Genomic DNA, 12,313 nt, shown 5'->3' with positions numbered 1-12,313 from the left:
TGCACCATTCTCCCATGCCGGCCAGCCCCGACCCGTCGCCCCTCGCGCCGCCCGCGGCGTGCCCGATCGATCCGCTCGCCGAGCTCGCCCGCGCCCAGGAGGCGTTCGCCGTGGCGCTCGAGTCGGCGGACCCGGAGGCGCCCCTCGCGCTCCCCGGCTGCGAGTGGCGGGTGGCCGACCTGGCGCTGCACCTCGGCCAGACCCACTGGTGGGCCGCGGCGATGGCCGTCGGCGTCGTCCTGGAGTCCGCGGACCCGGTGCGCCCGCGGGACACCGTCTCCCTCGTGCGCTTCTACCGCTGGGCGGCCGAACACCTGCGCTCGACGCTCGCCGGGCTGCCGGCCGGCTCCCCCGCCGTCACCCTCGACGGCCGCGGCCCGGCGTCGTTCTGGTGGCGGCGCCAGCTGCACGAGACCCTCGTGCACCTCGAGGACCTGCGGGGAGCCGTCCGGGACCGTCCCGACGGGCACGGCCCTGCCGGCACGGTGCCCGACGACGCAGCACCGCCCGCATACGCCGCGTCGCCGGCGGTGTGGGCCGACGCGGTGGACGAGGTCGTCACGGTGCTCCACCCGCGCCAGGTGCGGCTCGGTCGCACGGGCGCGCCGGCCGGGAGCGTCGACCTCCGCGCGACCGACGTCGCCCTCGGCTGGCGGATCGGCGGGCAGGCCAGCGGGCAGGCCGGTGCGCAGAGCGGCGGCGCCGGCCTCCCGGCCGACGCCGCCGTCGCCGGGCCGGCGCGCTCGCTGGCCCTCCTGCTGTGGCACCGCGTCGACCTGCACGACGCGGGCGCCGCACTCGCGACGGAGGGCGACGCCGGCGTCCTCGACGCGGTCCTCGGGAGCGCGCTGACCCCCTGAGGTCAGTCCTCGGCGACGATCGCGTCCATCTGCCCCATCGCCAGGGTCATGCCCTCGACCATGCCCATCGCCGCGAGCTTCTCGAGCTCCTCGGCGCTGGCGAAGGTCGAGACCACGCTCATGCGCGTCCCGCCGTCGATCTCCTCGAGGTCGACCCGGGCCCGGGTGACGGGCATGCTCGGGTCCGGCTCGCCGTCGGCGTCCGAGAAGCCGTCCTCGAACTCCAGCGAGCGCGGCTCGTCGACGGCGACGAACCGCCACCAGCCCCCGGCCTTGTCCCCCTCCGGCCCCGTCATGTAGTAGCGCGCCGCGCCGCCCGGGCGCAGGTCGTGGTCGACGAACGTCGCCGGCCAGGTCGGCGGGCCCCACCAGCGCTCGAGCCGGCGCGGGTCGGACCACAGGCGCCACACGGCGGCCGGCGGGGCGGCCAGCTCCGAGACGATCGTCAGGGTGAGGTTCTCGGTGTCCTTGCTCGTGCTGACCACGCTCATGGCACTTCCCCTTCGGGTTCGGCGAGGAGGGTCTCCATGCGGGTCACGCGACCGCGCCAGATCTCCTCGTACTCCTCGAGCAGCCGGGTGGCGGCTCGCACGGTCGTGACGTCGCCGCGGACGATCTGCTCGCGCCCGTGGCGTTCCTTGCGGACGAGCCCGGCGCGCTCCAGCACCGCGACGTGGCGCTGCACGGCCGCGAAGGACATCGCGTACCGGCGGGCGAGCGCCGTGACCGACTCCCCCTCCCGCATCACCCGCACGACGACGTCACGCCGCGTGGCGTCCGCGAGCGCCTGGAAGATGCGGTCGACCTCTGCGTCGTCCATCGTGTCCGGCCCGTCCTGACGTACAACCATGTTGTTGTACGTTACGCGTGGTCGCGCGCCGCCGCAAGAGGTCCGCCGCTCCCGGGACGTGCCGTAGATTTCCCGCGTGCCGAGCAACCGATGGTCCCGGGCCCTGTCCTCCCTCGTCCGCACCCTCACCGGTGGCCGACGACGCACCCCCGCTCCCGGGGTCGCCTCGCCGCCCGCAGGGCGCCGGGCGACGTCGGGCACGGTGCCCGCCTACCCCGGCGACTTCGCCGGCACGCTGCGCCCCGAGTACTCCCCCCGCCTGGACGGCGACGCCGACCCGGGCGAGGTCGTGTGGACGTGGGTGCCCTACGAGGACGACCACGCCCGCGGCAAGGACCGCCCCGTGCTCGTCGTCGGGCGCGACGGCGCGTGGCTGCTCGGCCTGATGCTCACGAGCAAGGACCACGACCTCGACGCCGCGCAGGAGGCCCGCTGGGGGCGCTACTGGATGGACGTGGGCGCCGGAGCCTGGGACGGGCAGGGCCGCGCGAGCGAGGTGCGGCTCGACCGCGTCGTGCGGATCGACCCCGCGGCCGTGCGGCGCGAGGGCGCGATCCTGCCGCGCGCGACCTTCGACCGGGTCGTCGCGGGGCTGCGCGCTCACGGTCACTGACGTCGCGGACGAGGGCCTCCGGGCACGCTCGGGATGCTGGTATCGTTGGGGGTCGCGTGTCCGCCCAGGTCGGCGGGCACTGTCCCAGCTCCTCTCCGCGGGTTCCCCACCCCCAGTCCCGGAGCTGTGACCGCCCTCTACGACCTATTCGATCGCTTCGGCGAACACACCAGGAGTCCCTGAACGTGGCAAACATCAAGTCTCAGATCAAGCGCATCAAGACGAACGAGAAGTCGCGCCTGCGCAACAAGGCCGTGAAGTCCGAGCTCAAGACGCACGTCCGTCGCGTCCGCGAGGCCGTCGCCGCGGGCGACAAGGACGCCGCGAGCACCGCGCTCGCCTCCGCCTCGAAGAAGCTCGACAAGGCGGTCTCGAAGGGCGTCATCCACCAGAACCAGGCCGCGAACCGCAAGTCGGCGCTCGCGAAGTCGGTCAACGCGCTCTGATCGTCCGCCCGTCGCCCGGTCCTCGACCGGGCGAGGGCACCCGCTCCACCACGAGAGGCACCGTCCCTGCAGGGACGGTGCCTCTCGTGCGTGGCGGGGTGCGCGGCGCGCGAGGCGCCGCGCACCCCGGGATCACGGGATCACGGGGTGACGATCGAGAAATCCTCGTCGCCCGGTGAGAGCAGCGCCGCGAGACGCCCGAGCACAGAAGCGTCCCCCGTGATCTCGATCCCGGCCCGCGTGAGCCGCTCAGCCGTCAGTGCGCCAGTGGCGAGCGTCGGCAGTGCCCGCGCCGTCGTCGTGAGCACGGCCTCGGCGTCGCCCTGCTGCGGAGCCGCGCTGTAGGTGAGCGCCCCGTTCGCGAGTCGCAGGCGGTAGCGGGCATCGACGTCGGTGAGCACGACGTCGATCGTGAGCCTCTCGTCCCACGCGCGCGGGCCATCGATCTGGATCGCGATTGCGTCGAACAGCATCTCCGGCGTGAGCGCGGAGATGACGTCGGGCGCTGCGGAGACGGTCGGAGTGCCGAACTTGCCCTCGCGCAGCTCGGTGGTGCCCGAGAGGTAGATGTTGCGCCACACGCCGTTCTCCGCGCCGTAGCCGAGCTGCTCGAACGTGTCCGCCAGCAGATCCCGCGCCGCCGCATGGTCGGGCTGGGCGAACACGGCGTGGCTGAGGATCTCCGCCGCCCAGCGGAAGTCGCCCTTGTCATACGCCTCCTGGGCGTTCTCGACGATCGAGTCGATGCCGCCTGCGAGCTTGACGTACCGCTTGCCCTGCTCGACCGGCGGGTGCTGCCACAGGTGCGCGGGGTTGCCGTCGTAGAAGCCCATGTAGCGCTGGTAGATCGCCCGGACGTTGTGGCTCACCGAGCCGTAGTAGCCGCGTGCGTGCCAGGCGTTCTCGAGCACCGGCGGCAGCTGGATCTCTTCCGCGATCTCGGGTCCGGTGTAGCCCTGGTTGAGCATGCGCAACGTCTGGTCGTGCAGGTAGGCGTACAGGTCGCGCTGCTCGGAGAGGAACGTCACCACGCGCTCGTTGTCCCACGTCGGCCAGTGGTGCGACGCGAAGACGGCCTCGACCTCGGCCCCGAAGAGGTCGATCGTCTCGGTGAGGTAGTTCGTCCAAGCGTGGGCGTCGCGCACCAACGCGCCGCGCAGCGTGAGCAGGTTGTGCAGCGTATGGGTCGCGTCCTCCGCGGAACACAGCGCCTTGTGGTCCGGGAAGTACACGATGAACTCGGCCGGCGCCTCCGTGCCGGGCACCATCTGAAAGACCATCCGGACGCCGTCGACCGTCTCGGTCTGCCCGGTCTCGGTGATCTCCAGCGTCGGCGCCATGAGGGTGATGTTGCCGGTCGCCACCGTCTGGGACAGGCCGGTGCTGACCTGTCCCTGCGGGTTGCGCGGCAGTGCGGCACCGAACATGTACGCGGATCGTCGCGCCATCGCGGTGCCTGCGTAGACGTTCTCCGACGCGGCGTGCTCGGTGAAGTGCTCAGGGGCGATGATCGGCACTCGACCCGAGTCGACGTCCTCCTGTGTGGTGATCCCCCGGACGCCCCCGAAGTGGTCCACGTGCGGGTGGGTGAACAGGACGCCGGTGACGGGACGGTCTCCCCGGTGCTCGCGGTACAGCTCGAGCGCCGCGGCGCACGTCTCCTTCGTGACCAACGGGTCAAGGACGAGCACCCCGTCGTCGCCCTCGATGAAGGTCACGTTCGACAGGTCGAAGCCGCGCACCTGGTAGATACCCGGGACAACCTCGAACAAGCCCTGGATCGCGTTCAGCTGGGCCTGGCGCCACAGGCTCGGGTTCGCGGTGTCCGGGGCGTCACCCTGGAGGAAGTCGTACGTGTCGTTGTCCCACACGACGGTGCCGTCGGCGTCGCGGATCGCGTTCGGCTCCCGACGGCCGAGGAGCCCGCGTGTCGCGTCTTCGAAGTCCTGGGTGTCGGCGAACGGGAGGCTCTGCTTCAGCGCTGCCTGCTGGGCGGCGATCGTGGCGGTTGCTGGTTTCGGTTGGGTCGTCATGCTCACACGGTTGCAGGTAAAACCCGCTCGTGCATGCGCAACGCCGCAGCGTCCCGGACCAGGTCAGCGACCCCCGAGCGCGGCGATCGCCAGCACCGCGCGCTCGACCGCGAAGACCGGGTCCCGGCCGCCGCCCTTGACGTCCACGTCCGCCTGCGCGACGGCGAGGATCGCGGCCGCCAGGCCCTCCGGGGTCCAGCGCGCGAGCTCGCGCTGCGCGCGGTCGACCTGCCACGGCGCGAGGCCGAGCTCGCGGGCCGCGGGACCGCCGCCGCGCATGGCCGCGACCTTGGCGAGGGCGCGCAGCTTCATCGCGAGCGCCGCGACGAGCGGCACCGGGTCCGCGCCCGTGGCCAGCGCGTGGCGCAGGAGCGCGACGGCCGCCCCGGAGTTGCCGGCCACTGCCTCGTCGGCGACGCGGAAGCCGGTCGCCTCGACGCGCCCCCCGTAGTAGCGGTCCACGACGTCCGGCGTCACCGTGCCGGTGGTGTCCGTGATCAGCTGGGAGCAGGCGCCCGCGAGCTCGCGCAGGTCGTTGCCGAGCGCCTCGACGAGCGAGCGGACGGCGCCGGCATCGACCCGCCGCGAGGCGGCGCGGAACTCGGCGGAGACGAACGCGGCCTTGTCCGCGTCCTTCTTGATCGTCTCGCACGGGACCACGGTCGCGTCCGCCGCGCGGAGCGCGTCGAGCAGCTTCTTGCCGCGCTGCCCGCCCCCGTGCACGACGACGACGACCGTGTCCGGGTCCGGCGCCGACGCGTAGGCCGCGAAGTCCGTGACGAAGGCGTCCGTGCACGCCTCGGCGCCGCGCGCGAGGACGATCTTTGCCTCGCCGAACAGCGACGGGCTGGCGGCGGTCGCGAGCATGCCCGCCTCGTAGGTCGCGGCCTCGAGGTCGACGCGCTCGGTCTCGGGGTCGCGCTCGCGGACCAGCTCGAGCAGCCGGCCCACCGCCCGGTCGGCGAGCAGCCCTTCCGGTCCCTGCACCAGCACGAGCGGGGCGGGCTCGACGGCCCGCCAGTCCGCGCCGGCGGCGCCGCCGGTGCGGGAGGACGAGCGCGAGCGCGTGGGGGTCGCCGGGGGCATGGCACTAGGGTGCCACGGGCCACCCACGCCGCAGGACGCCCAGCGCGACGGCGGTCAGCGCCGCCATGAGCAGGACGCCGGGGACCCCGGGCAGCCACGGGAACGCCGCCCCCGGCAGCGCCGCGAAGACGCGCGCCGTCGTAGCGATCCACCACGTCGCCAGGCCCGCGCACCATGCCACGGGCAGGGCGAGCACGGGGCACCAGGGCGCCAGCAGCGCGGCGAGGACGCCGAGCACCGTCGCCGGGGCCAGCGCCACGGCGGCCACGAGGTTCGCGGGCACGGCGTAGACCGCTACCGACGGGCTCAGCAGGACCAGGATCGGCGCGCACGCCACCTGCGCCGCGACGGGCACCGCCAGGGCGAACGCCGCGGGTCGCCCGCACCACGGCGCGAGCCGTCGCGAGATCGGCGTCGTGAGGGTGACCAGCCCGGCGGTCGCGGCGACGGACAGCACGAACCCGTAGGAGCGCGCCAGCCACGGGTCGGCGACCAGCAGCACCACGACGCAGGCGGCGAGCGCCGGCACCGCCCGCGCCGGGCGGCCGAGGCACGCGGCGACGAGCGCCACGGCGCCGGTCCCGGCGGCCCGCAGCACGCTCGGGTCGGGCCGCACGAGCGCGACGAACGCGACGACGGCGAGCGCCGTGACGAGGGTGCGCGCGGCGCGCGGGACGCGCAGCAGAGCGCAGCACCAGGCGAGCGAGGCGACCACGATCGCGAAGTGGCCCCCGGAGACGGCGGTGATGTGCGTGAGCGAGGTCGCGAGCATGGCCGCGTCCACGTCGTCGGGCACCCGCGTGGTGTCCCCGACCGCCGCGCCGGGGACGAGCCCGCGCGCCTGGGGCGAGAGGCCGTCGGTGACCTCCAGGAGCGAGGTACGGACGTCGTCGACCCCGCGCAGCAGGGCCCCGGGCGGGTCGACGACGCGCGGCGCGGACGCGGGGACCAGGCGCGCGACGGGCTCCTCGCCGGGGCGCCCGGGGCGCAGCCGGCCCTCGACGAGGATGGTCGCGCCGACGTCGGCCGCGGCCCACTCCGCTCCCCCGGACACGTCGAGCAGCCCGCCCGCCGCGGTGGTGCGGCCTCCGTGCTCGATGCTGACCAGCCGCAGGAGGGTGCGGACCTGCGGCTCGTCCGCCCACGGGGCGGCGACCGGCTCCGGGTCGGCGACCACCCGCGCGAGGACCTCGACCGAGGCCCCGTCGCGCGCGAGCTCCGGCAGGTCCCCGCTCGCGCGGGCCGACGCGGCCGCCCCGCCCGCGGCCAGGACGGCGCAGGCCACCGCGAGCGTGAGGGCCGCGAGCCCCAGGCCGCGGTCCCGGCCGGGGTCCCGGTCGCGCCGCACGACCCCGGCGTGCACGGCGAGCAGCACCCCCGCCAGCGCCAGGCAGCAGGCCGCGGCAGCCCGCAGCGTCGGTGCCCCGGCGGGCGCGCCGGCCCACGCGCACGCCCACGCGACCAGAGCCGGCGGCACGAGCCGCAGGTCGACGGCCGGTCTCACGTGCTGACGCGGTCCCGCAGCCCGGCGAGCACCGCGGGACCGATCCCGGAGACGTCCTCGAGGTCGTCCACCGAGGCGAAGGCACCGTGCTCCGTGCGGTGGTCCACGATCCGCTGGGCGAGCACCGGTCCGACGCCGGGCAGCGTCTCGAGGGTCGCGGCGTCGGCCGTGTTGACGTCGACGGTGCCGCCCGCGGACCCGGTCGCGCCCGCCGCCCCCGGCGGCTCCGCGACTCCCTCGTCACCGGTCGTGCCCGTCACCCCGGTCGCGCCCGCCGTCCCGTCCGGCGGCTCGAGGACCTCCCCGGGCGCGGGGACACGCAGCTGCTCGCCGTCCACGAGCACGCGGGCCAGGTTCACCCCCGACAGCTCGGCGTCGTCCGTCGGCCCGCCGGCCGCCTCCACCGCGTCGGCCACGCGGGCGCCCGCAGGGAGCGTGACGAGCCCCGGCCTGCGGACCTCGCCCACCACGTGCACGACGACGCCCGCGGCCGCCTCCTCCGCCTGCGCCGTGGGCTGCGCGGCGGTCTGCTCACCGCCCTGAGCGCCCGGCTGCGGTTCGGCCTGCCCGCCCGGCGCCGCGGACGCGGCGGCGGTCGCCGCGGGGCGCACCTCCGGCAGCGGGACGACGGCGTGCGCCCGCGACCACGCCAGCCCGACGACGACGGCGGCCACCAGCAGCACCGCGACCGTGCCGACGACCGCCGTGCGCAGGCCGACGCCCAGCCGCACCGGCGCCTCGGTCGCGAGCTCCTGGGCGGCCGGGTCCCCGTACGCCTCGCGGTAGGTCTCCGCCAGGCCCCCCAGGGCCTCGCTCGGGCTCGCGGCCGCGGGCTCCCGGCGGACGGCGCCGCGCGGCGGGGCCGCCTCCGCGAGGGCCTGGACGCGTCGCACTCGGTCGTCGCTCGTGTGGTCGGGCACGCCCGCACGCTAGGTGCGGCGTCCGGCCCGCCGCGCCCCGCGAGCGCCCGGACGTGGACGGCAGGGCTCCCGGGACGCGCGGTGGACGACCGCGCCGGGGTCAGGCCGGGGCGGGGCGCGGGGCGTCGTCGGCCACGATGATCGCCAGGACCCCCTCGCCGACGTGCGCGCCCACGACGGCGCTGACCGCGGCGATCTCCACCGGAGCGCCGACGGCCGAGGCGAGCCGGCCCGCGACCTCCTCGGCCGTCTCGACGTCCCCGAGGTGGTGCACGGCGAACCGCGGCGCGGTGCGTCGCCCGGCCGAGTCGAGCGCCACGGACAGCAGCCGGTCGACCGCCGCGCGGCGCGTGCGGACCTTCTGCACCACGACGATCTCGCCGTCGCGGACGGACAGCAGCGGCCGCACCCCGAGCACGCCGCCGATCGCGGCGGCGGGCGCGCTGAGCCGCCCCCCGCGCCGCAGCCGGTCGAGCGAACCGACCATGAACACGGCACGGGTCGACGCGGCGACGTCGCGCACCCGGCGCTCGACGGCGTCCGCGCCCTGGCCCGACGCGGCGGCCTGCGCTCCCGCGAGCGCCGCGAACCCGAGCGCCATCGCGACCGTGCGCGAGTCGACGACGCGCACCGGCACGGGCGAGAGCGCCGCGGCGCGCGCGGCCGCCTGGACCGTCCCGGACAGGCTCCCCGACAGGTGCACGGAGACGATCTTCTCCGCGCCGGCCGCCGCCGCGCGGCGGTAGGCCTCGAGCAGCGCCTCGGACGTGGGCTGGGAGGTGGAGACGTCCGCGCCCGCCCGCAGGAACGCGGCAAGGTCCTCGTCGCCGACGTCGACGCCCTCGAGGTAGGACACGTCGCCGACCAGCACGTGCAGCGGCACGACCTGGAGGGTCGCGGCGCCGAGCGGCGCGTGGTCGAACGCCTGCGCGAACCCGTCCGGCAGCGAGGCCGTCGAGTCCGTGACGACGGCGAGGACGGCCACGTCAGGCCGGCACGACGTTGACGAGCTTGGGAGCCCGGACGATCACCGTGCGCACCCCTCGCCCGTCGAGCGTGCGCACCACCGCCGGGTCGGCGAGCGCCAGGGCCCGCAGCTCGTCCTCCGTGACCGACGGCGAGACCTCGACGCGCCCGCGCACCTTGCCCTGGACCTGGAGCACGCAGGTGACCGTGTCCTCGACGAGCTGCGCCGGGTCGGCCACGGGGAACGGCTCGCGCGCGAGCGACCCGTCGTGCCCGAGCCGGGACCACAGCTCCTCCGCGAGGTGCGGCGCGAACGGCGCCGTCATGAGCACGAGCGGCTCGACGGCCTCCCGCGGCGCCCGCGGCAGCGAGGTGAGGTGGTTGTTGAGCGTGATGAGCTTGGCGATCGCCGTGTTGGGGCGCATCGCCTCCATCTCGACGGTGACGTCGGCGACCGCGCGGTGCAGCGCGCGGCGGGTCGCGTCGTCGGCGGGCTCGTCCGTCACCGTGACCTCGCCCGTCTCCTCGTCGACGACGTTGCGCCACAGCCGCTGCAGGAAGCGCTGGGAGCCGACGACGGCGCGCGTCTCCCACGGTCGGGACAGGTCGAGCGGGCCCATCGACATCTCGTAGACGCGGAAGGTGTCGGCGCCGTAGTCCCGGTACATGTCGTCGGGCGTCACCATGTTCTTCAGCGACTTGCCCATCTTCCCGTACTCGCGGCGCACCGGCTCGCCCCGATAGGTGAAGCCCGCGTGCTCGTCGCCCTCGACGTCGTCGGCGGGCACGTACACGCCGCGCGCGTCGGTGTAGGCGTACGCCTGGACGTAGCCCTGGTTGAAGAGCCGCCCGAAGGGCTCGAGCGACTGCACGTGCCCGAGGTCGTAGAGGGCCTTGTGCCAGAACCGCGCGTACAGCAGGTGCAGGACGGCGTGCTCGACGCCCCCGACGTACAGGTCGACGCCGCCCGCGGGGCCGGACGTCGCGTTGTGGTGCGCCCCGAGCCAGTAGCGCTCGAGCTCCGGCGAGGCCATGTGCGAGGCGTCGTTCGGGTCGAGGTAGCGCAGGTAGTACCAGCACGAGCCGGCCCAGTTGGGCATGGTGTTCGTGTCGCGCCGGTAGCGCTGCGGCCCGTCGCCGAGGTCGAGCGTGACGTGCACCCACTCGTCGTTGCGGCCGAGCGGAGGCTCCGGGGAGGACTGCGCGTCGTCCGGCGCGTAGGTGCGCGGCGCGTAGTCGGGCACGTCGGGCAGGTCGACGGGCAGCATCGCGTCGGGGACGGCGACCGGGCGGTCGTCGGCGTCGTAGACGATGGGGAACGGCTCGCCCCAGTAGCGCTGGCGGCTGAAGAGCCAGTCGCGCAGGCGGTACGTCGTGGTGCCCTCGCCCGCCCCGCGGGCCTCGAGCCACTCGATGATGGTGCGCTTGGCGGTGGGCACGTCGAGCCCGTCGAGGCTGACGTCCTCGCCCGCGGAGCCGACGACGGTGCCGTCGCCCGTGTACGCGGCGTCGGTGTCGATCGCGGACGCGTCGCCCCCGGGGGCGACGGTGTAGCGGACCGGCAGGTCGTAGGCGCGGGCGAACTCGAAGTCGCGCTGGTCCCCTCCGGGCACCGCCATGATCGCGCCGGTCCCGTAGCCCATGAGCACGTAGTCGGCCGTGAACACGGGCACCGGGGCGTCGTTGACCGGGTTGTAGGCGTACAGGCCGGTGAACACGCCGGTCTTCTTGCCGGCGTCGGCCTGGCGCTCGACCGCGGTCTTCGCGGCGGCCTCCGCCCGGTAGGCGGCCACGGCGTCCGACGGCGTGGCGTGGCCGCCCGTCCAGACGTCCTTGGTCCCCTCGGGCCAGGCGGCGGGCGCCTGGTCCAGGACCGGGTGCTCCGGCGCGACGACCATGAAGGTCGCCCCGAACAGCGTGTCCGGCCGGGTGGTGAAGACCTCGACGCCCTCGAGGCCGGGACGGGCGTCGGCGCGCGCGCCGGGCGGCAGGGCCTCGCCGGCACCGGCCGCCGGGTCGACATAGACCGCCTCGCCGGGGTGCATCGCGAAGCGGACGCGGGCGCCCTCGCTGCGGCCGATCCAGTTGCGCTGCATCGCCTTGACCTTCTCGGGCCAGTCGATGAGCGCCAGGTCGTCCGTGAGCCGGTCGGCGTAGGCGGTGATGCGCATGTTCCACTGGCGCAGGTTGCGCTGGAAGACCGGGAAGTTCCCGCGCTCCGAGCGGCCGTCCGCGGTGACCTCCTCGTTCGCGAGGACCGTGCCGAGGCCCGGGCACCAATTCACGGGCGTCTCCGAGACGTACGCGAGGCGCTGCGGGTCGATCAGGTCGCGGCGCTCGCCCGCGTCCAGGTCCGACCAGAGCAGGCCGTGGGGCACCTCGCGCGTGCCCGCCTCGTACTCCGCGACGAGCTCGGCGACCGGGCGCGCGCGCCCGGTGCCGCCGTCGGGCCGGACCGCGCTCTCGTCGTACCAGGAGTCGAAGATCTGCAGGAAGATCCACTGCGTCCAGCGCACGTACCCGGGGTCGATCGTCGCGAAGGTGCGCCGCGAGTCGTGGCCGAGGCCGAGGCGCCGCAGCTGGCGGCGCATGGTCTCCATGTTCGCCTCGGTCGTGGTGCGCGGGTGCTGGCCGGTCTGCACCGCGAACTGCTCGGCGGGCAGCCCGAACGCGTCGTAGCCGAGCGCGTGCAGGACGTTGTCGCCCTGCATCATGCGGTAGCGGCCGACGACGTCCGTGGCGATGTAGCCGAGCGGGTGGCCCACGTGCAGGCCCGCCCCCGAGGGGTAGGGGAACATGTCCATCACGAAGAACGGCGGGCGGTCCCCCGCGGGCCGGCCCTCGCCGTCGGTCAGCGACCCGTCCGGGTTCGCGGCCCAGAAGGTGCCGCGCTCCTCCCACCGGTCCTGCCAGCGCAGCTCGATCTCCTCCGCGAGCGCCGGGGTGTAGCGGAACCGGGGTTCGCCGCCCGCACCGCCCCGGGTGGTCTCGGCGGCGGCGTGCTCGGTCGTGGAGGTGTCAGGCGTGCTCACACC

General features: G+C 75.1%; 11 protein-coding genes. 3 read left to right on the top strand and 8 right to left on the bottom strand.

The features are described from left to right. Nucleotides 1-14: 14 nt before the first annotated feature. Complete coding sequence (locus EDF32_RS12485) at nucleotides 15-860, top strand: maleylpyruvate isomerase N-terminal domain-containing protein (RefSeq protein ID WP_123308881.1); 846 nt, start codon at nucleotides 15-17, stop codon at nucleotides 858-860. A 2-nt stretch (nucleotides 861-862) separates the two neighbouring features. On the opposite strand, the gene EDF32_RS12480 is transcribed toward EDF32_RS12485, so the two are convergent. Both EDF32_RS12480 and EDF32_RS12475 read right to left on the bottom strand, forming a co-directional pair. After that, entirely contained in the window at nucleotides 863-1,351 is a 489-nt protein-coding gene (locus EDF32_RS12480) for an SRPBCC domain-containing protein (RefSeq protein ID WP_123308880.1), read from the bottom strand. After that, entirely contained in the window at nucleotides 1,348-1,710 is a 363-nt protein-coding gene (locus EDF32_RS12475; RefSeq protein WP_199734929.1) for a helix-turn-helix domain-containing protein, read from the bottom strand. Before EDF32_RS12475 ends, EDF32_RS12480 begins: the two co-directional genes overlap by 4 nt. 76 nt (nucleotides 1,711-1,786) lie before the next feature. Between EDF32_RS12475 and EDF32_RS12470 the strand changes: the two genes are divergently transcribed. Both EDF32_RS12470 and rpsT read left to right on the top strand, forming a co-directional pair. Further along, complete coding sequence (locus EDF32_RS12470; protein WP_123308878.1) at nucleotides 1,787-2,323, top strand: type II toxin-antitoxin system PemK/MazF family toxin; 537 nt, start codon at nucleotides 1,787-1,789, stop codon at nucleotides 2,321-2,323. Nucleotides 2,324-2,508: 185 nt separating this feature from the next. Further along, complete coding sequence (gene rpsT / locus EDF32_RS12465; RefSeq protein WP_123308877.1) at nucleotides 2,509-2,769, top strand: 30S ribosomal protein S20; 261 nt, start codon at nucleotides 2,509-2,511, stop codon at nucleotides 2,767-2,769. Nucleotides 2,770-2,909: 140 nt separating this feature from the next. Here the strand turns inward: rpsT and EDF32_RS12460 are convergent, their stop codons facing one another. From EDF32_RS12460 to leuS, 6 genes are all read right to left on the bottom strand, one after another. Beyond that, complete coding sequence (locus tag EDF32_RS12460) at nucleotides 2,910-4,802, bottom strand: alkyl/aryl-sulfatase (RefSeq protein ID WP_123308876.1); 1,893 nt, start codon at nucleotides 4,800-4,802, stop codon at nucleotides 2,910-2,912. Nucleotides 4,803-4,865: 63 nt separating this feature from the next. Next, nucleotides 4,866-5,888: a DNA polymerase III subunit delta gene (gene holA / locus EDF32_RS12455; RefSeq protein ID WP_123308875.1), complete on the bottom strand. Its 1,023-nt coding sequence runs from the start codon at nucleotides 5,886-5,888 to the stop codon at nucleotides 4,866-4,868. 4 nt (nucleotides 5,889-5,892) lie between these two features. After that, on the bottom strand, nucleotides 5,893-7,392 hold the full coding sequence (locus tag EDF32_RS12450) for a ComEC/Rec2 family competence protein (protein ID WP_123308874.1): 1,500 nt from the start codon (nucleotides 7,390-7,392) through the stop codon (nucleotides 5,893-5,895). After that, nucleotides 7,389-8,312, bottom strand: a complete 924-nt coding sequence (locus EDF32_RS14910) for a ComEA family DNA-binding protein (protein ID WP_233565896.1) — start codon at nucleotides 8,310-8,312, stop codon at nucleotides 7,389-7,391. Before EDF32_RS14910 ends, EDF32_RS12450 begins: the two co-directional genes overlap by 4 nt. A gap of 100 nt (nucleotides 8,313-8,412) precedes the next feature. Next, nucleotides 8,413-9,297: a DegV family protein gene (locus EDF32_RS12440; RefSeq protein WP_123308873.1), complete on the bottom strand. Its 885-nt coding sequence runs from the start codon at nucleotides 9,295-9,297 to the stop codon at nucleotides 8,413-8,415. Nucleotide 9,298: 1 nt separating this feature from the next. Further along, nucleotides 9,299-12,310, bottom strand: a complete 3,012-nt coding sequence (leuS, locus tag EDF32_RS12435) for a leucine--tRNA ligase (RefSeq protein WP_123308872.1) — start codon at nucleotides 12,308-12,310, stop codon at nucleotides 9,299-9,301. Nucleotides 12,311-12,313 lie beyond the last annotated feature (3 nt).

This window comes from Cellulomonas sp. PhB143 (assembly GCF_003752595.1).
Taxonomy (GTDB): Bacteria; Actinomycetota; Actinomycetes; order Actinomycetales; family Cellulomonadaceae; genus Paraoerskovia.
This window is presented reverse-complemented; position numbering and strand designations above follow the sequence as displayed.

Excerpts from the sequence above, each read along its gene's own strand:
- EDF32_RS12485 (WP_123308881.1), top strand. The coding sequence starts at position 15 with ATGCCGGCCAGCCCCGACCCGTCGCCCCTCGCGCCGCCCGCGGCGTGC.
- holA (WP_123308875.1), bottom strand. The coding sequence starts at position 5,888 with ATGCCCCCGGCGACCCCCACGCGCTCGCGCTCGTCCTCCCGCACCGGC.
- EDF32_RS12475 (WP_199734929.1), bottom strand. The coding sequence starts at position 1,710 with ATGGTTGTACGTCAGGACGGGCCGGACACGATGGACGACGCAGAGGTC.
- EDF32_RS12480 (WP_123308880.1), bottom strand. The coding sequence starts at position 1,351 with ATGAGCGTGGTCAGCACGAGCAAGGACACCGAGAACCTCACCCTGACG.
- EDF32_RS12460 (WP_123308876.1), bottom strand. The coding sequence starts at position 4,802 with ATGACGACCCAACCGAAACCAGCAACCGCCACGATCGCCGCCCAGCAG.